At 53.3% G+C, this 26765-nt stretch carries 13 protein-coding genes; 2 read left to right on the plus strand and 11 right to left on the minus strand.

All coding sequences use genetic code 11. The features are described 5' to 3' along the window. The first annotated feature begins 185 nt into the window (after nucleotides 1–185). Both OQ371_RS00925 and OQ371_RS00930 read left to right on the plus strand, forming a co-directional pair. Nucleotides 186–659, plus strand: a complete 474-nt coding sequence (locus OQ371_RS00925) for a low affinity iron permease family protein (protein WP_265991748.1) — start codon at nucleotides 186–188, stop codon at nucleotides 657–659. A gap of 94 nt (nucleotides 660–753) precedes the next feature. Then, entirely contained in the window at nucleotides 754–2109 is a 1356-nt protein-coding gene (locus OQ371_RS00930; RefSeq protein WP_265991750.1) for a thioredoxin fold domain-containing protein, read from the plus strand. A gap of 50 nt (nucleotides 2110–2159) precedes the next feature. Here the strand turns inward: OQ371_RS00930 and OQ371_RS00935 are convergent, their stop codons facing one another. From OQ371_RS00935 to OQ371_RS00985, 11 genes are all read right to left on the minus strand, one after another. After that, entirely contained in the window at nucleotides 2160–3032 is an 873-nt protein-coding gene (locus tag OQ371_RS00935; protein ID WP_265991751.1) for a glycosyltransferase family protein, read from the minus strand. Nucleotides 3033–3124: 92 nt separating this feature from the next. After that, nucleotides 3125–4048 carry a PorP/SprF family type IX secretion system membrane protein gene (locus tag OQ371_RS00940; protein WP_265991753.1) on the minus strand — a complete coding sequence of 308 codons (924 nt, stop codon included), beginning with the start codon at nucleotides 4046–4048 and terminating at the stop codon, nucleotides 3125–3127. Between the two features lie 39 nt (nucleotides 4049–4087). After that, nucleotides 4088–6469: an OmpA family protein gene (locus OQ371_RS00945; protein WP_265991755.1), complete on the minus strand. Its 2382-nt coding sequence runs from the start codon at nucleotides 6467–6469 to the stop codon at nucleotides 4088–4090. A 76-nt stretch (nucleotides 6470–6545) separates the two neighbouring features. After that, nucleotides 6546–7535 carry a PorP/SprF family type IX secretion system membrane protein gene (locus OQ371_RS00950; protein ID WP_265991757.1) on the minus strand — a complete coding sequence of 330 codons (990 nt, stop codon included), beginning with the start codon at nucleotides 7533–7535 and terminating at the stop codon, nucleotides 6546–6548. Between the two features lie 5 nt (nucleotides 7536–7540). Then, nucleotides 7541–18736, minus strand: a complete 11196-nt coding sequence (locus OQ371_RS00955; protein WP_310586605.1) for an Ig-like domain-containing protein — start codon at nucleotides 18734–18736, stop codon at nucleotides 7541–7543. Nucleotides 18737–18906: 170 nt separating this feature from the next. Beyond that, nucleotides 18907–22131, minus strand: a complete 3225-nt coding sequence (locus tag OQ371_RS00960; protein ID WP_265991759.1) for a hypothetical protein — start codon at nucleotides 22129–22131, stop codon at nucleotides 18907–18909. Nucleotides 22132–22211: 80 nt separating this feature from the next. Beyond that, nucleotides 22212–23288, minus strand: a complete 1077-nt coding sequence (locus OQ371_RS00965; protein WP_265991761.1) for an NAD(P)/FAD-dependent oxidoreductase — start codon at nucleotides 23286–23288, stop codon at nucleotides 22212–22214. After that, nucleotides 23285–24001, minus strand: coding sequence for a (d)CMP kinase (gene cmk, locus OQ371_RS00970; protein WP_265991762.1), 717 nt, complete (start codon nucleotides 23999–24001; stop codon nucleotides 23285–23287). The genes OQ371_RS00965 and cmk overlap by 4 nt, the downstream gene beginning before the upstream one ends. A 29-nt stretch (nucleotides 24002–24030) precedes the next feature. After that, entirely contained in the window at nucleotides 24031–24594 is a 564-nt protein-coding gene (locus OQ371_RS00975; protein WP_265991763.1) for a GNAT family N-acetyltransferase, read from the minus strand. Between the two features lie 56 nt (nucleotides 24595–24650). Then, nucleotides 24651–25307, minus strand: coding sequence for a LutC/YkgG family protein (locus OQ371_RS00980; RefSeq protein WP_310586606.1), 657 nt, complete (start codon nucleotides 25305–25307; stop codon nucleotides 24651–24653). A gap of 4 nt (nucleotides 25308–25311) precedes the next feature. Then, nucleotides 25312–26679 carry a lactate utilization protein B gene (locus OQ371_RS00985; protein WP_265994366.1) on the minus strand — a complete coding sequence of 456 codons (1368 nt, stop codon included), beginning with the start codon at nucleotides 26677–26679 and terminating at the stop codon, nucleotides 25312–25314. Nucleotides 26680–26765 lie beyond the last annotated feature (86 nt).

A 26765-nucleotide genomic window follows, 5' to 3' on the forward strand; every position in this document is an offset into this window, starting at 1 on the left:
AAAGATATTTCCCTGGCGGAGCAACTACTGCGGGGCCCGGATGCAGATTGCCAAACGGCGTGTCTTCTTGACAGTTTTCCGCAGCTCGGTCAGTGGCCGGACCGCTCGTCGACTGATACCATAACCCCTACTCCTATTCACCCACCTGTTTATCAAAACATCCATCTTTCACTCTACTCCCAACCATGAACAAGAAGGGATTTGCGGCTTATTTCGAACACTTTTCAACCGCCGTTACCAAAGCCACCGGCAGCTCTACGGCTTTTTTGCTGGCCTTATTAACCATCCTTGTGTGGCTGGTCACCGGCCCGGTCTTTCACTATTCCGACACCTGGCAATTGATTATCAACACGGGTACTACGATTGTCACGTTTTTGATGGTTTTTCTGATTCAGAAATCCCAGAATAAAGATTCGATGGCTATTCAGCTCAAAATGAACGAGTTGATTGCGGCCCAGGACGGGGCTAGCAACCGGTTTCTGAACGTAGAAGATTTATCCGAAGAGGAACTTCGGACGTTACACCGCTACTTCACGGTATTGGTCGAGAAAGCGAAAAAGGATGTAAAAATTACCGCTTCACATTCGGTGGAAGAAGCCGAAGAACGCCATGAGGAAAAACTCGAAACCCAACAGAAAGGAAAGCCTCGCAAAAAATAAACAGGCAGACGCGCGGCTGCGTTTGTGAGCGGAATAAGCTAGCTTATTCCGGGAATTTCTCTAATTTGCATGAGCATCAACTAAAGCTTTGACCATGAAAAAATTAGTATTGGCGATTGTTTTCAGTCTGGCATTTTCGGTTACCTATGCCGACGAAACTACGGGTGTGAAGTTTTTTACGGGGAGCTGGAAAGAGGTGCTGGCAGAGGCTCAACGTCAGAACAAGCCAGTCTTCGTTGACATCTATACGACTTGGTGTGGTCCCTGCAAAAAGATGTCTAAAGAAGCGTTTCCGGATGCAAAAGTTGGTGATAAGTTCAACGCTCATTTTGTCAGCTACAAAATCGATGCGGAAAAAGGTGAAGGCATCGAGCTAGCCAGAAAATTCCGGGTTACGGCTTATCCTACCTCTCTTTTTGTCAGTACAAAAGGCGATTTGATCTACCGGGCCATTGGCTACGGTGGCATTGACGGGCTGCTGGCCGAAGCCGACAAGGCCATCGAAGCGGCTAAAGATCCCAAAACGCTTGCTGAATGGGAGAAGGAATTTGAAAGCGGCAAGCGGGATCCCGAATTTCTGACGACTTACTTGAAAAAGCGGACCCTCTTGGGTGTACCCAGTGGTATGGTGCTGGATGAATACCTGAAAACTGTTCCGGAATCCCAGTGGACCACGCCCGAAAACCTGGAATTGCTGGCGGGCTCCGTGTCGTCGGCGGATTCCAAATCATTTGATATTTTGCTCGAGCAAGCTCCCAAATTGAGCGGTTCGGCAACGGGGCAGAACGCCATCATGAATATGCAGCAGGCTCTCCAGAACTCCTTGACTGAAGTCATTGCCAAAAACGATGAGCAGGGTCTGGAAAAGCTTATTGCTAAAAACGAAAAACTGTCGGCCCTTTTCCGGCCGTTAACCCCGGAGATGAGCGAAGAAATGGCGCTGCAATTGCGAATGAATTTTTACCGGCAAACTAAAAATCCTGACAAGTACCGTCAACTGGCTGCTACTTACGCAGACACCAAACTGATGGTACAATCGCCGGAAGCCCTGCGCCAAAAAGACGAAGCCGGTTACAAACGTTTCGAAACGTCGCAAAGCTTCCTACCGGATTCGGTTAAAAAAGGAGAAGACTTTCAGAAAATGGCGGCTTACATGAAGAAAGCGGAATCTTCGCAGGTGGCCATGAAACTCAACAACATCGCCTGGTCTTATTACGAAACCCTCACCGACGCTAAGGCCCTCAACCAGGCGCTTGGCTGGTCGAAGCGATCGCTGGAACTGGATCCATCGCCTATGCACATGGACACGTACGCGCATTTGCTGTATAAGCTGGGGCGCAAGAAGGAAGCCATCAAAACACAGGAGGAAGCCATCGCCAAAGAGAAAACGCTGGGCAACGATCCCAAGCAGTATGAGGAAGCACTGGCAAAGATGAAGGTAAAACCGTAAAAGCGGCATCTACTAAAAACAAAAACCCCGCCTTTAAGCGGGGTTTTTGTTTACAAAATTCTGTAGTTCCGATATTCCCCCAGGCGCCAGCCGGTCAGGTTTTCGATCCACTTTAGGAACCGGTTTTTGGCCGACAATTTCTTTTGCCGAATATCGAAGTTAAACTGCCAGTCGATTCGATTGATGCGGGTTTGCATAACAGCCGGGTGCGTCTCTTCGAACAGAGCCAGCGAATCTACGTGGCTATAATCAAACATCTGCAATTCCTGACGCGTTCTGTCCATCTGTTGGTCGGTGTGCCAGTACCGGCCGAAATTGCTCAGTTTTTCCACTTGTTTGTCAGGCGGTTTCACCCAGCCGTAATGATACATCGTTGCCTCGATAAGTTTTACATTTAGCTTGCGGTTATCCCGCGTGCGAAAGCCCTGCGCATCGCGGTAGGAAACTACGTTGTCCGTATTACGCACAATGCGAATCTCCCGGCGGTACCACCGGCGCGAATCGCCTACGTACCGGTATGAACCGTAAAAGTGCAGATAGTGCAACAACAACCCTTCAACGGCCGAATCATCTTTGTAACGATGCATGGCCTCCTGAACGACAGGAAGGTATTGCTCGTGCAGCACTTCGTCGCCCTGGATATAAAACGCCCAATCCGAATCCGGGGCAACAGCGGCCAGCGCCTTGTCGGTTTCTACGGCCAGCACCCGACCACCCTGTCGCATTGTATCGTCCCAGACGGTTTCTATAATTCGAATCTTCCCGGAGGGAATTGAGCGTATTAAATCCAGGGTATTGTCTTCCGAACGGCCCACCGCAATCACAAACTCATCACAAAGAGGTAAAACGGACTGGATCGCTTCAACGATCGGGTAATCGTACTTAATGGCATTTCGGATAAAACTAAACCCGGAAACTTTCATAGCAAATCCGTTTGCGGTGTAATAGTAATAGGCATACAACGAGAGCTGAAGCAGCGTACGCCCCAACAGATAGCCAACGACTATCGATCGACCTACCTGTATTGAAATTTGACTGGACTTGGCGTGTACCGGAACACTAATTCGTGAATGCTCTTTTGCAAATAGAAGGGATTTTCGACCTGCTGGCTGTTGTAAGTATACCCAACCCGGACACTGCTCGATAATTCGTATTCCGCCAGAGCCACGAAGTAATTCATAGTATTGATCAGGGTACTGTTGTTGGCCCGGTACGATAGACCCAATCCTAATTTTTCTTCAATCCAGAATTTCGCATTCAGATCAATACCGAGCGGATAACCGGTCTGGTGGTTCAGCAGAATGGAAGGCAAAAAATCGATGCTTTCACCAGCGTCGATGCGGGTTCCCAGATTCACTAACAAAGGCCGTTGGTAGCGCTGGATCGGGATGCCCTGCAAGCCCGCCAACGTAATCGGGCGGCTAACCACTTCGGGCATCGAAACTCCGGCCCAAAACCGTTCGGCTTCGTAGTAGACGCCAAGCCCCATACTGGGCATGGCCCGGTTGATGCTTGAAACACTATTAGGGTCATAAATGGGAATGACGTTGATACCACCGGAGGCTCCGAACGACAGTTTAGCCATCGACGGCAAGGTAATGCGGTAGGACAAACTTCCGTAAACACCGGTGGCCGAATAAAATCCCATGCGGTCGTTTAGCGCCTGAAGACCGATGCCGACTTTCCCGCCAGCCACGGCGCCATCCGCTCCGAAACTCTGGGTGATGCCGATCCCCGGCCCCCGCAGGCTAAACCACTTCCGGCGAAAAATAGCCGTCATGGTCAGGTTTTCGCGGCTTCCCGTATAAGCCGGATTGATGGTTAACGGGTTAGACAAGTATTGCGCATAGAGCACTTCGCGCTGGGCCCACACGGTTTGGCTTCCGGCTACCAACAAGGTTGCAATGCAGGCGATCTTCCAGACAAGTTGTCGAATCATTCACAAGGAGAGTTGAGTCTACGAAGGTACAAAGAAAGCTCATTCAACCTGAAGTATCTTAATTTCTGTTCGGCGATTGCGCTGCTGTTCAGTCTCCGAACACTTAACGCCGTCTTTGCAATCATTCAGCAAAACGCTTTCGCCATAGCCAGTAGCTTTCGTTCGCTGGCCCGCAATACCATTTTTAGACAGGTAAGTAACGGCGGCCCGCGCCCGTTTTGTCGATAAAGCTTTGTTGTATTCTGCCGATCCCCGGCTGTCGGTATGCGAACGCATTTCGATGCGCATAGCCGGGTATTTTTTCATCAACGCAACCAGCCTATCCAGTTCCCGGCCCGCGTCCGGACGAATGGCCCACCGATCAAGGTCGTAATAAATGTTTTGAATTTCGATGATATCGCCTTTGCGAAACATGGTCAGATTGGTAGCCGAGTCGGCGCCGGATGAAATGCGGGCACCGGTCGTTCCCAGGCAATCTTTCAACGCTTCGATGGTGTATTCACAGCCAGGATCCACGGTAAATTCGTACCTTCCGTCCGGCCCCGTTACCATCTTCGAAACCGTGCTATCGCACAGATTCCGTAAAAGTACCTCCACGCTGTCAATAGGCAGACGACCCGTATGCGTCAAAATCCGTCCTCTTATTTTCGATTTAAGCGGTTGCCCCGAAAGCGCCGGAGCGGTGTGAAGTGGCATTTCCAGCCGGAGCGGTTGGTCGTCAGAGAGCCCCCGCGTTGAAAAACCGAGTCGGTTGGATAAGTATCCGGTCATCGATGCCGCCAGTCGAAAATCACTGTCCGGATCCAGGCAAACACGAACATTTCCCTCGCCATCGGTTTGGGTCTGGCGTTTTTCCCGCAGGCCATCCTGTTGGTCCACATTAAGTTGGGCATTGGCAAGCGGCTGTTTCGTTTGGCCGTCAAACACATGAACCGTTAGTTCCCGACACGCGTACAAAGGCCCTTCGCGCCGAAACCGATAAATATCGTCATCGCTTCCTCCGCGCAGGCGATTGCTGCTGAAGTACCCCATGATCCGGACCCCATCGGTTACAATACCAAAATCATCTTTCGACGAGTTAAGCGGTTCGCCAAGATTTTGTACCGATTTTACGGCGGTTCTGTCGGTCAACTGGGCGTAGAAAATATCCAGATCGCCCAAACCGGGGTGTCCATCCGAAGAGAAATACAAGTTTCCACGATCATCGACAAACGGAAATAGCTCATTCCCTTTTGTATTGATGTCTTTGCCCAGATTGACCGGCTCTGACCACGTACCGTCCGAAAACCGGGAAACGTACAAGTCAGTTCCGCCAAAACCGCCCGGTCGGTCGGAGGCAAAGAAAAGCAGGTTATCATCCGGGCTTAGGGCCGGGTGTCCGGTGGAATATTCATCGCTGTTAAAAGGCAGTTCCAGGACATTCTTCCAACTCCCTTTTTGTTCCTCAGCCACGTACAACTTCAGTTTATTGATACCGTCGGAGCTTTCACGGTACTTCCCGTCGTTGTAATTGTTTCGGGTAAAAAAGACCCTAGCGCCATCCTTCGTGAAAGCAACAGGCCCCTCGTGGTACTTGGTATTCAATGCCCGACTGAATTTCTGCGTACCGGCCGATGACCCCATTTCCGGTTCCGGCAGGTCATGGCCTGCATTGCCCGTCCAAAAGCCCAACGTCCGGGTATCGTTGGCCGTGGGGGCGGTGTAGTCATCCTCTCCCAGCATTCGCTGACGCCGGAATGGCTTTTTCTTCCGGCTGGCAGAGCCCCCCCCCAGACTAGCTACCGTTTCGCCCATTTCGGTGGACTCCGGCAGGTAATACAGGTCCAGAAAAGCCGAATTATCCCAATTAAAAACCCGTTTCAGTGCGTTACCGGGTCTTCTGTTGGTGACAAAAACTAAACCGTTTTTGTAATACATCGGACTGAATTCCGCCTGCGTTGTATTCGTTTCCAAAAACTCAATCCGGTAGCTGCCAGCATTGCGCGACAGAATGCTGACGTCGCTGTATAGCCTGGAAAATTGTTTCCCCCTTTGATCGTTCGTCTGGTGGGTGCTGTACAACTCATAAATTTCCTGCGACTCCCGGTATTTTCCGTTGCTAGCCAGCGCCTGCGCGTAATACAGGTAGCAAGGCAGATAGTCGGTTTTCGGTTCTTTGAGTTGCTCCAATAAGCTCCGGTAAACCCGTTCCGAATTTTGTGTATCCCGCACCTGTCGGTAACTATAGCCGAGTTTTGATAAGGTTGCCAGACGCTCTTCTTGTGACAATCTCGAGCGGTTAAGCGCCTGTTCATACAAGTCAATAGCATTGTTGTAAGCCAGTAGATCGAACTGTCGATCCGCCTGCTTCACCAACGATTGCGCCCGGGACGAACCGACGAAGCAACCGACCAAACAAAACAAAAGAAAAAAAACGCGCATAGTCCGAGCCAAAAAAAACAAGCCAGCGCTCCCGGTCGCACAACTTGCAAACCCGAACCGCCAGCCGCTTCATGAATCAGAAGTACCGGGGTGTCAGAATCTTGTTTTTGCCGAAACCTAGTTCGTACCGAAGCATGAATTCGTGCGAAGGCAGCCTAAATGTCTGCATTTTGTTCAGCATCTGATCGTAGGCATAACCCAGCCGCAACTGATCGGATAGCTGAACCTCAACAATTCCAACAATGGCATCCTGGTTGTAAACCTGCCCGTCATTCAGGGCGCTTTCGTAACTGTTGAACTGATTCCGGCGGTAAGACCCACCTACAGCGATGCGGTCGGCAATCCACAGATTCAAGTTTCCGTCAATACCAAGCGGAGCCCCTTCGACGTATTTCACCAGCGTTGACGGCTTTAACTTCAGGACCGGACTCAACCGGACAACAAAACCCGCCGTTGCGTAAGCATGACGGCGCTGGGTGGCCCGCTGTACCCCGGAATTGTAGTCGGTCAGTCGGTTCTTGATCAACTGAGGTACAGAGACGCCAAGGTACGACCGGTCGTTGCTCAGGTAAATGCCCGTTCCGAAATTCGGCAGAATTTTGGAGATGTTCTCCGAGAAGGCCGGATCGCCCCCCTGGTCGGTTTTTACCTTTGCCAGATCTGCCTGGAAACTGCTGGCCCCTGCCTGAATACCAAGCCCCAGGGTTGAGCGGCTCCCCACCCTAATCCGAAAAGCGTAGGAAGCATAGGCTCCCGTGGTGCTGTACTCGCCGATTCGGTCGTTGAATAATTGCAAACCCAGACCAATCCGCTCGCGGTTGAGGGGCATATCAACGGTAAAAGTGGTGGTTTGTGGTGAGCCTTCAATGCCCCCCCACTGGTTGCGGTACAAGGCCGTCATGCTCAACACGTCCCGGCTGCCGGCATAAGCCGGATTCATAGCCATCATATTGAACATGTACTGCGAAAACATATGGTCCTGCTGCGCCTGAACCTGGCTGCCACCAGCCATCCCGGCCAGAAAGAGCGCCCATTTTCTAACTATTCTGGTAAACCTGCGTATCATTGGTTTTAGCGATTAATCGTCATAAATCGGATAAACTTGCGGCCATCGCTCAACTCAACGATGTAGAAGTAAGTGCCCTCCGGCAATCCTTTCGAGTTAGAACCAACCCGCGCACCGGTGTTGGTCGTGCCATCCCAGTCGTTTTTATAGTCATGGTTGCGATAAACCGTATGGCCCCAGCGGTTGAACACCTCCAGAGAGACGGTAGCTCCACCAGTGTTGCGAATCACAAACCGGTCATTAATATTATCACCATTCGGAGAGAAGCCCTCCGGAATGATGATCTCGTCGCCTTTACCGTTTAAAGTGAGCGGGGTAGCCACGCTTTCATCGATTTCAGTCGGATTGCTATTTCCGTTCAGATCCGGCTCGAAGCCGTCGGTCGAAGTGTCGCGCAAGGTATCCGAACCGGTCACGGCCCAGGCGTAAGCGGTGTTGAGGTACGGCGTCGTGCGACCGTCGGTCATTATGATCAGCGGCAGCAACAGAGTGTCCGTTCGGCCAGCCGCCAGTTTGCTGCCCGGTATCAGCAGATTGCTATCAGCATCACCATCGTAGTTGGAATTAACTACCAACTGACTACCGCTTGACACGCTCGGTTTGTCGGGTAGTTTGTAACTGGCCCCGGTCATGCTGTTAAACACCTCCGTCAGTTTGTCGCTCACCTGTACATCCGTGAAATCCTTCGAGCCGTAATTTCTTACAATGATCTGGTAGATGACCTTGTAGCTACCATCGACCTGGCGTGCCGTATCTTTCACGGCCATCGCGACTCCGATATGCGAATCCACCGGAACACCCCTCAGCCTTACATCCGTCGGTATGCTGTTGTTGCGTGGATCCAGGTCATTATCCGGGTCTACATTAGAACCCTTCGTCGAGGTATCGCTTAACATGGTATTGCCGTCCAGCATCACGGCTTTTGCGAGGGCGGTGTTGTGGTAAACCTCCCGGGAACTATTGCGCACATCGACACGCACAGTCAGGTGGATGTTACGCGAGGTTCCTCTAGGCAACGTACTCAGCGAATCAATCAACAGGTTGGTTAATGTTCCCTGCCCGGTGTAGGTGGTATCCACCGTCAGACCGGCATCGGCCACGAGCTTCGGCTTACCTGGACCAATGAGTACGTCGTTACCGAAGGTTTCGGTCAGGTTATCAACCACCTGAACCTGCTTCAGATCCTGCGAGCCCATGTTAGCAACTTTTATGGTGTAGGTCACGTTGTAAACGCCCGCGCCAAGATCTTCCAGCTTGCTAACCGACTTAGCTACCCCCAGCAGCGATGGTGGAAGATCAAACCGAACGGCAGTTGGAACGTTGCCGAAAGGCGCAGGATTGAATCCGTTATTTGAGAGGTCCGTGACCAGGGTGTCAGCGTGTAACGCCGTACCTACTACCTGCGTATAAAACGGCCCAACAACGCTATTCGGTTTGATATTAACCGTCACCAGAACCGTATCTGAAGCTCCGACGGCCAGACTGCTGTTGGTGGCATCCAGCAGCGACGCCAGGCCACTGCCGTCAAAATTCGGATTCGGCGCCAAGGTGCTGCCCTCTCCCACTACTGGCAGGCTGACCACGCTGTAGGAGACGGGTTTCTCGAAGCCACCAATCAAACTGTCGGCCAGTTGAACCTGCGTCAGATCCGTGGTACCGTAGTTTCTGACCGTGACTTTATAGGTTACATTGTAGCTGCTATCAGCCTGTACATCTACATTCGTGACCGCCAGCGCAACCCCGATTTGTGAAGGTGGATGGGAGTCGAACCGGGCCGGTGTTGGCTCGCTGTTGTTTTTCGGATCACCGTCGTTATCGGGATCGGCTTTGCTGCCGTTCGTAGAAACGTCATTGATCGTATCACTGCTTACCTGAGCCAGCAGATAAGCCTGATTCAGGAAGGTTTTCGTGAGGCTGCCATCCGGATGAGTCCGAACATTTACCTTCAGCAGAATGTGCTGCGTAGCTCCCGCTTTTACCGTACTTTCCGTAGTCAGTAGCTGCGTACGGCCAACCCAACCCGAGTAATTAGCATTGAGCATCAAGGTGGATTCTTTGTCGAGCGCTACCGAAACGGATTCAATTACGTGGGGGTCGAACACCGACTGCACATCATCCGTTACCTGCACCTGGGTGGCGTCCTGATCGCTGTAGTTGGTTACGGCAATGTCGTACGTGAACTCAAATAAGGTTTCTTCCTTCTGTAGAACACCTTTCAGCGCCTTGGCCACCCCGACCGCAACCGGTTGCGTCACCGTGCTGTCTCCAATCGTAACGGTAGCTTTGTTATTTGCTAATTCCGGATCGACCTGATCGAGATACGTTATTTCAACCAGGTTAACGATGGGTCCCTGGGTTAGCACCCGGGCGGTGTAGTGGTATGAAACTTCATTGTATTCCGGAAGAACCGTTATCCAGGCACCCAAATGACCGTGGGCATCGACTACCAGATTTCCCGGCGACACCAACTCCAGACCCGGCGGGAGAATAATCCGGATGTCGCTGTGCGTAGCCGCGCATTTCCCGTTGTTTCCGAGTTTGACTTCGAAAGTAACAGTCTCACCCGGTCTGGCACTGGGCTTGTCCACCGTGTAGGTGACGTACAAATCCGTTCGGCATGTATCCGTGTTGCAGTCAAAAATGGCCACATCAATCATCGACGGCTCGCTGTAACAGCCGGAAGGGGTCCGTTCGAAGGCGTAAAAAATACCGCGTCCTACCGAATCGGGTCGCATCACGACCGGACTATCCGGTTTGCTGTCGATGTGGAATTCAAACCGTCCACCTGCCGTAACCGGGTTGCTTTCGATCAGTTTTGTCAAGTTCACCGTGTGTTCGGGGCAAACGTTACGGGCCATCATCGGAACAATCGGTGATTCGATTGGCTCCCCTACCTGTATGGTCACGGCTTCGGAAGCAACGGATGTACACCCGTTGTTGTCAACTAGCTGCACGGAATACGTGCCGCTGGTTTTAACCACAATACTTTGCGTGGTTGCCATGGTATTCCATAAGTAGCTGTAGCCGTCGGGTAAGGCCTGAAGCACGACAGAATCACCGTGGCACAGGACGGTATTGACCGAGCCTATGGTCGGCTGCACCTTCAGTCCTTCAATCGTTAATTTCATAACATCCTGAGCAGCCTGGCAGGGGCCGTTTCCGTCGGGATCGTTCGTGCTGAACGTCAACGTTACAGAACCAGCTTGTATATCTGCCAGCGACGGTTTGTAGGTCGCATTCAGCAGAGCCGCATTGTCGAACGTTCCCGTACCGCTGCTGGTCCAGATGGCGCTGGTGGCGGCTCCGCCGATAGTCCCATTCAATTTATATTCCTTGGCGGAGCAAATGGTGGCGTCCGGGCCCGCCGACGCCGTGGCCGGGTTAGTTGTGCAAAGCGCCACATCATTGCAGTTGAGGATGGTCACCAGAACCTGGCTGGGCAGGCTGTAACACGCCGTCGATGGTTTTTCCACCACGTAATATGTACCGGCCGGGACAGCATTGGGGTTGGCTACTTTCTGCGCCGGATCAAGGGTGCTACTGGTGTAAAATTCAAATACCCCGCCCGGAATCGACACGGAACCGCTAACAGCTTTGGTCAAATCCGCTGTAGTGAGCGGACAGGTATTGGTCACATTAGCAACCAGCGGTTTTCTCACTTTGGGCTGAACCGTCACGACAAGTTCATTGGATTTTCCGCTCTTGCACGCATTCGAGGTACAGCAAACCGCCGAATAAGTCGCCGATAAAGCGGGAGTTATGATGATTTGAGCTCCCACCTGATTGTTTGACCAGATTACGTTACCGTTTGGACAACCAGCGGCCATAAGTGTCACAGCTTCGCCAAAGCATACGGTCGTCGCGCTGGCGGTGATGGTCGGCGAAACGGGCGTTCCTACCTGAACCGTACTCAGCGGTGATCGCTCACTCACGCAATCGCCCAGTGAGCAGGTAGCCCAGTAATCGGTGGTAGCGGCTGGCTGAATGTCAATGCTGCTACCCGTCGCCCCGGTCGACCAGGTAACTGTTCCAACACAACCGATGGCGGTTAACCGCATTGCTTCACCCGGACAAAGCACTTTGTTGTCGGCGGCAATCGTCGGGGGATTAAGCGTTATCACCGACACGCTGGTGGGTGCCGACGCCAAGCTCACGCACGCATCGCTTATTTTACAGATGGCCGTATAGGGTCGGTTAGCGGTCATGTTTCCGATGGAAATATGACTTCCCGTTTCACCGTTTGACCAAACGATTGTTCCGTTGGCACAGCCCGTCGCCGTCAGCGTGGCCGAGCCGCCGTAACAGACTACGGTTGCCGAAGCCGTCACGGTGGGTGCTGGCACATCGCATTCGCCTTTGATTTTGACGATGACGGGCGTTGGGTCGCTCAGACAGCCGCTAATCTTGCAGTGAGCGTAGTAACTGGTGGTCGTCGTTGGATTCACATCGATGCTGCTACCCGTCGCCCCGGTCGACCAGATGATTTGGCCGCCCACACAACCCGAGGCCGAGAGTGTTACCGTCTCACCCGGTTCGATTTCCGGTTTTGAAGCCCAAACGACCGGCGAGGTCGGCGTATCAACCACTACGGTATAAGCTTCGGAAGGTGAACTGGTACAGAAACTGTTCTGGCAGACAACCGTGTAAGCCGTGGTTTGCGTTGGCGAAACCAGGATGCTTGTTGACGTGGCGCCGGTCGACCACAAGGGTGTTCCCGTACAACCGGTCACCGTCAGTTGTATTTCATCGCCCGGACAGATATGCCCATCGGTGCACTTGCACACCCGGATTACTGGCTTTGAAGGAGTATGTACCGTCACGGTCACTTTTGCGGGCGTACTGTTGCATTCCGCACTCATTTTACAGGCGGCATAATATTCTGTTGTCTGGGTCGGGTTTACCACCAGGCTATTGCCCGTTGCTCCCGTTGACCAGACTACGGTTCCTGCCCCGCAACCGCTGGCCGTCAGTGTAACGGGCTCACCAGCGCAGATTGCCGTTGTGGAAGCTGTTACGGTCGGCGTCGGCGCATTGCTGTTGGTAACATTAACTGTGATGGCATTGGAAGTGACGCTGGTGCAGCTGAACTCCCGGCATTGAGCTGTGTAGGTGGTAGTAGCCCCGGGTCTTACCGTGATGCTATTGCCCGTTGTATTATCCGACCAGATCACCTGTCCACCTGCGCAGCCTTCGGCAGTCAACGTCACGACCTCCCCGGCGCAAATCATGGTTTTGTCCGATTTAACGATCGGAGCGGCCGGATTGACAACCGTGACGGAAAGCGGCTGGGAGGGGCCACTGGTGCAGTTGCCCACTTTGCAGAACGCCCGATAAGTAGTGTTACCGCTCGGCGAAACTCTGATGCTGGAACCCGTCGCTCCAGTTGACCAGATGACAGTTCCTGTGCAACCCATTGCCGTTAACTGAACCGAACTGCCCAGACAGACGACATCAGCACTGATATCAACCATTGGTGGGTGCGGTACAACAACAGTAATGGTATGGCTATCCGATACCGGACTTACGCAGGAGCCTTGCTGGCAGAGAACGGTATAGGAAGTTGTCTGGCTTGGCGAAACCAGAATACTAGCTGTTGTTTCACCGGTGGACCATTTGGAAATACCGACGCAATTGGAGACTGTTAACATGGCGGTTTCACCCGGACAGACCGTATTACTATTGCTGCTGATGTGCGGGGTCGGTAGCGAACCAGGCCGAACCGTGATGGGGTTCGATGGAGCACTGATGCAGTTGTGTATGCGGCAGTTGGCGTAATAGGTAGTTGGCTCTCCGGGACTAACCGTAATGATGGAACCCGTCGCGCCTGTTGACCAGATCACCGTACCAGCACAACAGGTCGCCGTTAGGCTCACCGTTCCTCCCACGCAGATGGTTAAGGCATCCGCCGAAATCACGGGAGGTTGGGGATCCGACACTTTTATTGCAATCGGCTTCGAGGGCGCGCTGAGGCAACCGGGTAATTGGCATTGAGCCGTGTAAGTCGTGGAGACGCTCGGCGTGACTATAATAGTCTGCCCCGTTTGCCCTGTTGACCAGACCACGGTTCCCGTACAATTCGACGCGCTTAATTCTACGGCATCACCCGGGCAGACATCCGTCACGGTGCAACTAATGACGGGCGGCTCAGTTGTGCAGGTTGTGCAGCGAACGCCAGTTACGGTAGCGCTTGTTGATTCTTCACTCGTACAATTATTAATGGTTTGGCGCACGAAATACGCTTGAGTACCAACCTCGGTTGGTGTTACGCTTACCACGGCTCCAGTTGTTGCTGATAAGCCCGAACCCGTCCATTGGAAGCCAGCCCCCGCTTCGCCTGTGGCCGTCAAGGTCACTGTTTCACCCAAACAGGTTGTAACCGCAGGTGAAACGGAAATCGAAGGCCGTTCAGGTATCTCCGGAGCCGTTAGTGTTGCAGTAACAGGATTGCTGCTGCACGAACCGGTGGATACGGTTATGCTGTATGCTCCGGCAACCAGAGCGTTCAGTTCGATTGTTCCGTTGCCATTGGCATTGCGCGTTTGGGTAGTTACGGCCTGATTGTTCCGGCTGTAACTGATCCGGTAGCTTTCATTAGGCAAAAGGCTTCCCAAGGTTATACTACCCGTTTCACTATCCGCACAGGAGGTTGGATTAGCGGTAGCGATTACCGTCACGTTCGGCTGTGGATTAACTGTCACGGTGACCGTACGGCTAATCGAACAGTTAGCCAGGCCCCTGTCGGTGATGACGACGGTGAAGGTGCTGGTGGCCGTCAGGTTACTGGCTGTCACCTGGCTGCCACTGCTGGCGGACAAACCCACTCCGCTCCAGACGTAACTCAGACTGCCTGTAGCCCCCTGAGCACTGGCCGTCAGTACCGCACTGCCCCCCAGGCAAACCGCTGGTGAGTTGGTGGTGAGGCTACCCTCCAGCTTGCAGACCGCAGGCACTTGACACAACCCTACGGTTACAGCGGTTGTAGCTACCCCCGTGCAGCCGCTGCTGGTTGTAACTATGACCGTGTAACGACCCGTATTTGTAGCCGTCGCATTTGTAATAACTGGGTTTTGCTGATTATTGCTGAAACCATCCGGCCCCTCCCAGCTGTAGGAAGTGCCACCGGACGCATTTAACTGAATGGAAGCGCTACCGCCCGAACAAACGGTCTGCGAGGAGGCCTGAGCAATGGGTAACGGATGGATTGTCAAGGTGATAGGTGTTCGAGTGGCACTTTTACAACCGCTCACCACATCGACCGCTTCCACGTAATATGTGTAGGTGCCTGACGTTGTTTGGTTTGGCGTATAGCTTAATTGGTTATTGGCAACCGGCGTACCATCGGTAGATTCCGTATACCAAACAGCTTGCAGCCCCACTCCTACTGAAACGGATAATGTTGGTGTCGGTTGCCCTTGACATATTGTACCGTTGTTAATTACGATCGGAGCCGAAACAACGGGGCAGGGGCAGCTGCTGGGCGGGGCAATAGAAAGGGTGCTGCTACAGCCTGAGGCTGTTGTGGCGGTTAGCACTACACCGCTACCAATTGGAAGATCAGTAATGGTGTTGCCAACTACTGTACCTACACTGGCAGTTAAGGTCGCTTCAACCGGATTTATACCAACTGTAAGACTATAACTCTGTAAATCGGGCGCACAAGTGGGCCCGGCGGTCAACGTAATCACTGGCTGTGGATCAACTGTCACCGTACCAGTCCGTATGATCGAACAGTTAGCCAGGCCCCTGTCGGTGATGACGACGGTGAAGGTGCTGGTGGCCGTCAGGTTACTGGCCGTCACCTGGCTGCCACTGCTGGCGGACAAACCCACTCCGCTCCAGACGTAACTCAGACTGCGTGTAGCCCCCTGAGCACTGGCCGTCAGCACCGCACTGCCCCCGGCACACACGCTGGGCACCGACGAAACCACCTGGCCTGACAGGTGGCACACCGGCGGCTGCGAGCAGTCGCCCACCGTTACGACCGTGCTGGCCAGGGCCGTGCACCCGCTGGCGGTGCTTACTACCACCATGTAATGGCCACTGTTGGCACTCGTAGCCGGGGCAATGACCGGATTGGGCTGGGTGCTGCTGTAGCCGTTAGGCCCCCGCCATTGATAGCTTGTTCCCCCCGAAGCACTGAGCTCAAGCGAGCCTACGCCCCCCGCACAAAGCGTCTGCGAGGAGGCCTGCGCCACCGGGGCGGGGTTAACTGTCACCGTACCAGTCCGTATGATCGAACAGTTAGCCAGGCCCCTGTCGGTGATGACGACGGTGAAGGTGCTGGTGGCCGTCAGGTTACTGGCCGTCACCTGGCTGCCACTGCTGGCGGACAAACCCACTCCGCTCCAGACGTAACTCAGACTGCGTGTAGCCCCCTGAGCACTGGCCGTCAGCACCGCACTGCCCCCGGCACACACGCTGGGCACCGACGAAACCACCTGGCCTGACAGGTGGCACACCGGCGGCTGCGAGCAGTCGCCCACCGTTACGACCGTGCTGGCCAGGGCCGTGCACCCGCTGGCGGTGCTTACTACCACCATGTAATGGCCACTGTTGGCACTCGTAGCCGGGGCAATGACCGGATTGGGCTGGGTGCTGCTGTAGCCGTTAGGCCCCCGCCATTGATAGCTTGTTCCCCCCGAAGCACTGAGCTCAAGCGAGCCTACGCCCCCCGCACAAAGCGTCTGCGAGGAGGCCTGCGCCACCGGGGCGGGGTTAACTGTCACCGTACCAGTCCGTATGATCGAACAGTTAGCCAGGCCCCTGTCGGTGATGACGACGGTGAAGGTGCTGGTGGCCGTCAGGTTACTGGCTGTCACCTGGCTGCCACTGCTGGCGGACAAACCCACTCCGCTCCAGACGTAACTCAGACTGCCTATAGCCCCCTGAGCACTGGCCGTCAGCACCGCACTGCCCCCCAGGCAAACCGCTGGTGAGTTGGCGGTGAGGCTACCCTCCAGCTTACAGACCGCAGGCACTTGACACAACCCTACGGTTACAGCGGTTGTAGCTACCCCCGTGCAGCCGCTGCTGGTTGTAACTATGACCGTGTAACGACCCGTATTTGTAGCCGTCGCATTTGTAATAACTGGGTTTTGCTGATTATTGCTGAAACCATCCGGCCCCTCCCAGCGGTAGGAAGTGCCACCGGACGCATTTAACTGAATGGAAGCGCTACCGCCCGAACAAACGGTCTGCGAGGAGGCCTGAGCAATGGGGGCAGGACTGACCGTTACATCTACAGTGGCTGTACCTGTACAGTTAGGACCGGAAACCGTTAGCGTATAAGTTCCGCTTTGGGTTACCTGTGCATTGGTAATAACCGGATTTTGTACCGTCGAACTAAAATTATTCGGCCCCCGCCAGGTGTAACTGGTAAATCCGCTTGTTGCCGTCAGATTCACAGTTCCTCCCGTACAAACGCTGGGAGAAAGTACAGCGGCCATCAGATTACAGGAACAAGCCGTTACGGTGATCGGTGCTGTCACGGTCGTAGCGCTGCAACCATTTGAGCCGAATACCGTAAGTGTGTAGCTTCCAGCCTGGGTCGACTGTGCGTTGTTAATGGTTACCGTCTGCCCGGTTTGGTAAAACCCGTTGGGGCCGGTCCAGATATATTGATATGGTTGTGCCCCTCCACTCACTACAGCCGATAAAACAAAACTCCCGCCCACGCAAGCACTATTGCTGACGCTTGCAGCGATAACCGGTTTTGGCAAAACGGTCAGTGTGGTTACGGCGGTTCCTGAACAAATTGTAGTGCCGGTTACTACGACTGTATAACTGCCTGCATTGGCCGCCGTTGCATTCGGAATCGTAGGGTTCTGTAATGAACTCGTAAACCCGTTCGGACCGTACCATTGATAAGATGTCCCTCCGCTGGTGGCTGAAAGTCTGATGGTTTCTCCTTCACAAACCGGCGAAGTACAACCCGCAGTCGGTAATGTTCCAACGAGCGCCGTCGTACTGGCGATAGCGGTACAATTGTTGGCATCCGTTACTGTTACCGTATATACACCCGCATTGGCCGCCGTTGCGACCGGGATGGTCTGACTCTGACCGGTTCTGCTAAACCCGTTGGGCCCAGTCCATACGTACTGATAAGGTGCGCTTCCTCCCTGGGGAGTAGCATTTAAAACCAGTGGGCTGGCCTCACAGGTAGGGCTGGCAACGGCCGTCAGGTTTAGTTGGCACTCCGGTCCGGGTATCACTTCAATGGCACAACAGCCGCCCACCGGACAGCTTCCCAACGTGCCTGAAAAAGAATAGTTACCAGGCGATTTGATTACTAGGGTATTTCCCGTGGCAACGGCCTGATCAGGCGTAAACTGCGTAAGCCCGTTGCGGGTCCATTGGACGTTGGTAATTGGAATCGGGCTGGTAACGCTATACTCGTCCCCCGGGTACCAATAAAGCGGCACCGAAAAACAAGTTACCGCAAGATCATCCTCAGAGACATTCTGATTGTTCGGCACGGAGTTGGGATCCGTTCCCTGGCTGGCAATTACTTCGGCGGTGTTGAAGACGACGCCACGTTCGACTACTCTGGCCTTCAATTCCAGCACGGCAGAATCTCCGGAAGCAATTGAGCCGATTTGCCAATGACCCGTAGTCGGGGCAAATGCATTAGCTCCCCGCGGTATCGTATGAGAGCTGTATTGGGCTCCGGCGGACAAAGCATTTTTGACCACGACTCCCCCTGCGTTTCCATTGCCATCATTCCCCACCACTATGGTATAAGAAACTAGACTATTTAACGCAGGTCGTGCCTTGTCAATTTTGGTGTGTATGTAAAGATTGGGCTGTTGGGCAAAGGCCATTCCGACGCTGAATAAAATCAGAGCCATCGTATTGGCAATCCACCGGTTGATATTCAACGACAAATTAAATTGGTTGTACCAGCATATTATATGATGCAATAAATTGCAAATGTTACTCCGAGAAAAATAGGATAACGGCTTCCTGTTGAATAAAAGCAGGGTTAAGGATGAAGTCAAAGAAGGGCTGTCAACTTGGTCTGAGGGTAACGCCGACACCTGATGCTTCAGCCGTCTTGCCTGAAGATCATTCCAACGGTTAACACGACAATTCCGAATAAGCTGCCGAAGTATGTCTTTTCCCAGGGTAAATGTTTCTTTCATCTGACGATCAATTATTCTGTTTGAGACAGCCTCTTCCTGTAAACAGAGTTTACCAATCATTCAGACTTCCTATCGGCGCAACGGTCACCTTGACCCACCTGGATTTCTCTTGAAAATACGCTTTTCATACAGCGAGTGACTAACTCACACATTCTCAAGGGTATTAGATATCGATGCTACAAAAAAAAAGCCCCGCATTAACGGGGCTTTTTTACTGAGTTTTTCCAGGTTTAAAAATCGTAACCAAGTGTCAGATAAGCAACGGGTTTGCTAACCACGTCATTTTCAACGCCCCAAGCATAATCAAATTTCACGTAGTAGCCAAAGAGCATCGTTCGGGCACCAGCTCCGTAACCAAACAGGAACGGATTCTTGAAATTAGTAACGGTGGCCTGGAAGGGATCGCCCGCCCCGCCCACAATTTCCGTATTCAGGCTATTCTGCCGACTAAACGGCCCTTTTCCCGACCAAGCCGTACCAATATCGCTGAAGGCTACCAACTGGAAGTTGCGCAGGAAATTGGATGTGACCGGCCCCCGGTGCAAGTACCGGATGATTGGTAAGCGAAGTTCGGCGTTGCCCAGCAAGTGACTGGTTCCCGTCAACTTGCCCAACCGGAACCCCCGCAACGGTGCTGCCAAATCCAGGAAGAACACATCCCGGTTATCACGGTTGGGAGGCATCAAAAGCGGATTGTTCGGTCTGGTTTGGTCTCTGGTTCCTTCCGAAATGCCGATCCAGTTTTCCATCCCGCCCAGCGTACTTTTCTTCGGAGCGCGACCCGCCGAGTGGCTACCCGAAAACCGCAGGGCCAGAACAATATCACGGTGAATCTTCTGGTAGTGCCGCAGATCAAGCGTAATCCGATCAAAACTACCCGCTCCCCGACGAACACCGCCTTCAACCCGCTCCGTCAGACCGACGTAATTTTCGTACCGAATCTTGAAACGCGTTCCGTCGATCATGTTTGTGCCGCTAAGGGTCGTATTATCGAATACGTATTCTGCCCGAGCACCCGTGTAATCGGAGGAGCTACCACCCGGCTGCAAGAGATCCAGGTACCGGGTTACTACGTAAAACGGCGCAATGGTAAACCGGCTGTTGACCGAAATCGGATACGAAGCCGATAAGGTTACTTTGTTGAAACGATATTTCTGATACTGTCCCTGATCGGAAAAAATCGTCTTACGGTCGAAGCGGGCGCTATAATCAATCCGGTTCACCAGCTTGTGGTATTCAGCAAAGAGATCGCTGTTGCGCAGGTTGGTGGTGATAAACAAACCAGCCCGGATGATATGATTTTCCAGCAGATCATTCATCGTCAGCGACTGGAAATAACCAAACCCACGAATCGGGTCAATCCGCCAGTCGGAACTGGCATCACTGGCAACAAAAAGTCCCTGGTAGTTATAGGGTCCGCGAATGGTTACGTTTTCCCGGCGACGCGTACGCGGGATGGTCACGGAAGCGGTCGTGCTCTGGCTGCGTCGTTGCCGGTATTCAATTGATTTGGCAACATCACTGTCGAACTGGTAGTTGTCGGTATCGACTTCACCCGGTTCCAACTTCAGTTTGGATGCGGTCGCGATTGAGTCGGCGGTTTTATTAGCAGACGTGGCCGCATTGGTAACCGGGGCTGCCTGCTTGCTGGCGACCTCGGCTTTTGGCACTTCCAACACCGTCGCCCGGCGCGTCAGCGGCAACTGCTGACTCTGGCCCAGGTTGGTTCTGGCCCGAAACCCAATTACTTCGCTTCCGTTTTTCAACTGGCTGTACACGATGGCCCCCGAAGTCGGGTTAAGGTCGTACCGGCGGATGTTCTGACTTAGACCGGTTACATACGCTTTGGTTTTATTCTCCACATCCAGCCGGGCCAGGTTGCGCACCCCGCTGGCATCATCCAGAAAGTAAACCGTATTTTCAGAACCCGCCACCGGACGCATGGCCGTGCTCAGCGAATCGGTCAGGCGGGTCACCGCTTCGGTGCGGGGCGTTCCGTCGTGCAAAAACAGGCTAAGCTGATTGCGTATGGTTTTGTAGGTGCCTTTATCAACGCCCAGCGAGTCGATGTGCCGATTGGACGAAAAGACAATTTGCCGCGAACGACCCACAAATTGCGGATACAGATCATCGTACAAATCGTTGGTCAACTGCTGAACGGTACCCCGCCCCATGCTGAACAGATACAAATCGTTCTGGCCCCGGCGGTCGGCGCTGAACACCACGCTGGCCCCATCATCGGAAGCATCCATGTCAACGACCTGATTCACGCCCCGAACAACCATCCGCTGCTTGAGCTTCGGCTTCTGGTCCAGGTTACCGTATACATACAGGAACGTCTGGCCCCGTTCTTCGGTCAGCACCAATAAATTATCCCGCTGGAAAGTCACCAGCGGAGTCGCCATTTTTACGGGAGACTCCTCCTGTTTGTATCCCCCTTTCCGGATTACCTGCTTTTTCTGCGTCTGGGTATTAATTAGCGTCACTTCAAATTTACCCCGCCAGATCGTTGCATAGGCGTAATGGTTCTGATCCGGACTAAGCTTTAGGCTGGTGAGCTGCGACGGTTCTTTCAGGGTTGATACGGTCTGCTGAAAAGTGTCCTCCCCCGGTTTGTAGGCATCGACAATCGGTTTAGCCATCGACGCGTAATAGTCGCGCCATTCGCGCAGGAACCGTGAGTAGGGCACGCCCAGCGTGCTGGCAATGCTGCTCTGCTCGTTGCGGATGATCCGGGTCAGGTTCAGAATATTGGAAATGTTGTCTTTGCCATACCGTTCGGCAATGTAATTCCAGATGGAGTGGCCCACGTACCGGGCCTCGTCGCCTACCAGCGTAGACGGTTTACGAACGGGACGCGTCAGGGCCACGTCGCGCATGTAGTCGTCCAGCTCCACGCTCCAGCCTTCCGCGATGTACGAGGCAATACCGGGCATGTACCATTCGGGCAGCGACAGCAGCAGTGAGCTTTGCAGGGCGTCTTTCAGGCTACCACCGTACAGCATGTCATACACAAACAACATCGAAACTTCCCGAATCAATTGCTTGCGAAAACTAATCTGATCGCCCGTGAAAGCCAGTTCCAGCCGGGATTTGGAAAGGCTCAGTTCTTTGTAGTTGGTTCCGGAGGGCGCGCTCAGGCCGATGTTGCTCTGCGCTAACTCCTGGGGAGAATTATAAATAAAAACCTTAATGCGGTTGTAGGGCGTGTAGCCCAGAATTTCGGTGATCCGGTCGAAATCCGTTTCGGCGTACTGAGCCGTCAGGTTGGCAATCTGGTTTCCTTCCTGATAAAAGTAGATTTCAAAATTGGAAGTTTTGATTACTTTCCAATCGAACTTCCGGTACTGAATGCGATTACGTCCGAACTGCTCCAGCGAAGGGTAATTCTGCGCAACGGCTCCACTCGCCACCAGCAACAATCCGGCAATACACAGTATAAATTGCTTACTCATAATAACACTACATTAAGGATTGGTTCGGCCTGCCGCCGGGCTCCTTTTGTCAACTGGCAACGGGCCAGATTCGTCAACCGTTAGACAGGATTTTTTCCACTGTAATATAACGAAAAGGTACGCTCAATATTAACCTCCGGGTCTAATTCTTTGCGACCTTCCAGAAAGTCGGCAAATTGATCCGCCCAAAATGGAGCCAGGGATACCCCCTTGGTACCCAACCCGTTGAAAATTCCGATGGCCGGATGAGCCGGATGCAAACCCATCAAAGGCCGTCGGTCTTTGGTCGCCGGACGAATCCCGGCCCGCTGCCCGACAATCCGGTACGGAATCTTCAGCACCGCCTGTAATTTTTGTTCTAAAAACGCTTTTCCGTCCTCAGTTGTTTGCCAATCCAGATCGTGCCAGGTGTAGGTAGCTCCCACCCGGTAAAGATTTGATTCAACGGGCATTATAAAGATCCCCTGATTAACGATATTGGTGACCCGATAATTGTCCATCATCACATCCAAAACCTGCCCTTTCACGGGATTGTAGGGTAACCAGTTGAACAGAGGATTGTCTTTGGCGTGCGGCCCTTCGCAAAAAATCAGCTTGCCGTAGGTCTGCCCCCGCCATTCCACACCTTCAGCGTTGATTACCAATTCTCCATGATCGAAATCCGCTTCGATGTACTGGTCATGCTGCCGAAAAAAATCCTGAATAGCCTTCAGAAATACCGGCACATCAACCCACCCCGCCCGGGTTACTTCCAAACCACCATACGGATTCTGGATGAAAGGCCGGTAACTTTGATTATCAACCGGTTCGGCAATGTACTGAGCAATAGAAGGGTCGGCGGTTAGGGCCAGGTACGTATTTTGTTCTTCAATGGAGCGATACGGACGGTAGATAGTGGAGAAATGCAGAAAAGAAGCGTTGAGTTTTTTTTCGATATCACCGTAAAATTGTTTCAGAAAAGGAAACAGTTCGTCGGCTTTCCAGGTACGAACGAGCTTCCGGCCGGTCAGTGGATTGAAAATGCCAGCCGCCACCCGCGACGCCGAGGGCCGGTTTGGGGCATTGACCAGCACCACGTTTTTACCCCGCTCCTGCAGCGTCCAGGCCAACACCGAACCGGCAACCCCCTGTCCAACAATCAGGTAATCGGCACTCATGCATTCTGGGGTTTGAAATGCCCTTTGCGGTGGAGTCTAGCGATTTTCTCGTCAGCCAGTTGAATCACCCAGTCGGATTGCTCATCCAGGGTAATATACGAAGTATCAAGTTCAATGGCATCTTCAGCTTTGCGGAGCGGCCCTTCCGTGCGGTTGCTGTCGATGTAATCCCGTTTTTTGAGGTTTTCGAGAATTACATCCAGCCCCACCATTTCACCTTTCTGCAGTAATTCAATTTGCCGGCGCTGCGCCCGGATGACCGGATCGGCAGTCATGAAGATTTTCAGTTCGGCGTCCGGAAACACCTTGGTCCCGATGTCGCGCCCGTCCATCACCACGCCCCGTCTGCGGCCCATTTTCTGCTGCTGCGCCACCATGGCGTACCGGACGTCCGGAATTGCACTGACTTCGCTGACAATATCGGAAATGTACATTTTCCGAATTTCCTCTTCCACATTCAGACTATTGAGGCAGGTTTCGTTACGGCCCGCCTTGGGGTTGAAATTGAAGCTGATATGAATATGCTGAAGTGCTTCCTGAACGGCTTTCGGATTGGTCAGGGAAACGTGGTTCTGAATAAAAAACAAGCTAACGGCCCGGTACATAGCTCCGGTATCGATGTAGGCATATCCCAACCGGGCTGCCACCTGCTTGGCCGTCGTACTTTTCCCACAGCTTGAGTAGCCGTCGATGGCAATAACAATTTTTGGCATGGTGCAAAGAAACAACTTTCCGAAGTACCCTACTGCTTTCGGGCCAGAGAAATCTGTCCCTGGCGAGTCACAAACTCCTCCCGGAGCAGCGCAAAGATATGCTCATCGAGGTATTGGTTATTCTTGTAGGCTGCCTTTTTCAAAACCGCTTCGGCCCGAAAACCGGCCTGCTGAAGCACCCGCATCGATACGGTATTGCCTTCCAGCACACAGCCAAAAAGGCGGTTCACCTGAAAGTTTGAGAAGATGTAATTGACCATGGCCGGTAGCACTTCGGTCATGATACCCTGCCCCCAGTGGGCCTCCCCCAGCCAGTACCCGATTTCGGCATTGTGGCGGTAGATGTCCTCTTTAATAGTAAAACCAACGTTGCCCACGGCCCTTCCACCAATGTCGATGGCCAGGTTGACGGGTTGCTGGTACGACCGATTCATCCGAATCCAGGAGCTGGCATCCCGGACGGTATAAGGGTGCGGAAAAAAATCGCGAACCCGGTCCCAGATCTTCCGGTTGTTAGCCTGCTCGGACAGGGAAAATTCGTCGCCATCTCGCCAGGACCGCAGAGTGCAGGTATCTAAATAAATCGTTGTCACGTTGCTGCCCGTTTTCGGCCAATATACGTTTTTTACGTTATGGCCTCGTGTTTTTGTTAGGTATTTTGCAACAACACTACTGAAAGGCTCCGGGCACCGTGCGCGCCGATTACTAGCGACTGTTCAATATCCGCCGTCTTGGAGGGTCCGGCAATAAAAACCCCGAAGCCCGCTTCGCCCACCTTAAGCCGCTTGTAGGCGTCGTGCATGTTCGGCACCAGGTCGGACGCGTTCAGGATAAGCACCAGATGCTGGCAGATAAACGGCAGCACGCGATGTCCACCCCGCTCCTCCGGTACCCAGATGGCCGAGTTTTCGGCCACCCCGAATACGCCCTGAATGATAGCCAGATCAACGGTTTCGAGTTGGTGTGGGTCTTCTACGTCCCACTGTGTAGTTGCTAACGAATCTAAAACCGGAACTTTACTAACAATGTTTGGCAAATCGCTATACGTCTGTCGGATGTATTGTTCGGCTTCCTGGTAATCAGCCACCACCACCGGTGTTCCGCCGATAAACCGCAGGATTTCACAAAATTTTGCGACCAGGTCCGGAAAGTCTGACTGAAAAGTGGAGGTTTCGGGTAGGGGCTGGAGTTCGGGCTTGTTCTGACGTACGGCGGCCAGGATACGTTCGCGGCTGTTCATTGCTGGATGAATAACGAACCGCACGGACGACTGCCTGAGCGAGAAGCCGTCCGTGCGGTTCAGCACATTTCTATTGTTCTTTATTGGATCTCTTTACATACCATTCCCGGAAGCTTTCCTTGGGTGGCTCGGGCATCTCGCGTTGTTTGTACCAGGGGTTGAGCGGGTTCGACACGGCGAAGGGTGCCAGGCGCATTACGGTTCGGCCCGCCTTTGCGGAGAACCGGAACAGTTTCGGATTGGCAAACACGCTCGCCATCAGCTTCATTCCCTGCTTTTTGCTGCTGTCTACGTATCCTTCGGAGGCCAGCACCTGCCGCCATTTATAAAGCTGGTCGTGAATGTCGATCTTGACCGGGCACACATTCGAACAGGACCCGCAGAGCGTGGAGGCAAACGGCAAATCGGCATTCTTGCGCATATCCAGATTTGGAGCCAGAATGGAGCCAATCGGGCCGGCGACGGCATTGTGGTAACTGTGCCCCCCGCTCCGACGGTAGACCGGGCAGGTATTCATGCAGGCTCCGCAACGGATGCACTTGAGCGAATTCCGGAAATCCGGACGGCCCAACTGCGTGGTGCGGCCATTGTCGACAATGATGATGTGCATCGTTTGCCCCGCGCGCGGCCGGTGGAAGTGGCTCGAATACGTGGTTACGGGTTGGCCGGTGGCGCTGCGGGCTAAAAGTCGTAAAAACACCCCGAGGTGCTGGGCTTTGGGAATGATTTTTTCGATGCCCATGCTGGCGATGTGCACGTCGGCCAGGTGGGCGCCCATGTCGGCGTTCCCTTCGTTCGTGCAGACCACAAACCCGCCCGTTTCGGCCACGGCAAAGTTGACGCCCGTAAGCGCGGCCCGGCGCGTCAGGAATTTTTCGCGCAGGTGCTGGCGGGCGGCTTCCGCGAGGTACTTCGGATCGGAAGCGCCTTTTTCCGTTCCCAGGTGCTCGTGAAACAGTTCACCGATTTCTTCCTTCTTCTTGTGGATGCACGGCATCACGATGTGACTGGGCGGTTCGTGGGCGAGCTGCACCACGCGTTCCCCCAAGTCGGTATCCACCACGTCAACGCCCTGTTCAATCAGAAATTCGTTCAGGTGGCATTCCTCCGTCAGCATCGACTTGCTTTTGACCATCTGCGTAGCCTGGGTCTCCCGCAGAATCTTCAGCACAATCTCATTGTGCTCCCGGCCATCGGCTGCCCAGTGGACGATTACACCGTTCCTGATGGCGTTTTGCTCAAATTCAAGAAGGTACTCATCCAGATTGGACAAGGCATTGTGCTTGATCCGGGAAGCGGCTTCGCGCAATGCCTCCCACTCGGGAATCTGAAAAACGGCCTTGTCGCGTTTCTCACGCACAAACCACAACGTTTTATCGTGCCAGGTGGTCCGCTCCACGTCGTGGGTAAATTCTTCGGCGGCCTGAGAATGATTCATCATATTTTGGCGACTTGACAGCTATCAGGTGTTAATTCAGAACTCTCCTCTTTTATAAACGCATTCCATTCCCTATCAATTCCCTT

The organism is Larkinella insperata, assembly GCF_026248825.1.
Lineage (GTDB): Bacteria > Bacteroidota > Bacteroidia > Cytophagales > Spirosomataceae > Larkinella > Larkinella insperata.

What these genes read in the sequence shown, in the direction of transcription:
- OQ371_RS00925 (WP_265991748.1), top strand. Translation starts at nt 186, where the DNA reads ATGAACAAGAAGGGATTTGCGGCTTATTTCGAACACTTTTCAACCGCC.
- OQ371_RS00955 (WP_310586605.1), bottom strand. Translation starts at nt 18,736, where the DNA reads ATGATTGGTAAACTCTGTTTACAGGAAGAGGCTGTCTCAAACAGAATA.
- OQ371_RS00965 (WP_265991761.1), bottom strand. Translation starts at nt 23,288, where the DNA reads ATGAGTGCCGATTACCTGATTGTTGGACAGGGGGTTGCCGGTTCGGTG.
- OQ371_RS00960 (WP_265991759.1), bottom strand. Translation starts at nt 22,131, where the DNA reads ATGAGTAAGCAATTTATACTGTGTATTGCCGGATTGTTGCTGGTGGCG.
- OQ371_RS00930 (WP_265991750.1), top strand. Translation starts at nt 754, where the DNA reads ATGAAAAAATTAGTATTGGCGATTGTTTTCAGTCTGGCATTTTCGGTT.
- OQ371_RS00985 (WP_265994366.1), bottom strand. Translation starts at nt 26,679, where the DNA reads ATGAATCATTCTCAGGCCGCCGAAGAATTTACCCACGACGTGGAGCGG.
- OQ371_RS00935 (WP_265991751.1), bottom strand. Translation starts at nt 3,032, where the DNA reads ATGAAAGTTTCCGGGTTTAGTTTTATCCGAAATGCCATTAAGTACGAT.
- OQ371_RS00945 (WP_265991755.1), bottom strand. Translation starts at nt 6,469, where the DNA reads ATGCGCGTTTTTTTTCTTTTGTTTTGTTTGGTCGGTTGCTTCGTCGGT.
- OQ371_RS00950 (WP_265991757.1), bottom strand. Translation starts at nt 7,535, where the DNA reads ATGATACGCAGGTTTACCAGAATAGTTAGAAAATGGGCGCTCTTTCTG.
- cmk (WP_265991762.1), bottom strand. Translation starts at nt 24,001, where the DNA reads ATGCCAAAAATTGTTATTGCCATCGACGGCTACTCAAGCTGTGGGAAA.
- OQ371_RS00940 (WP_265991753.1), bottom strand. Translation starts at nt 4,048, where the DNA reads ATGATTCGACAACTTGTCTGGAAGATCGCCTGCATTGCAACCTTGTTG.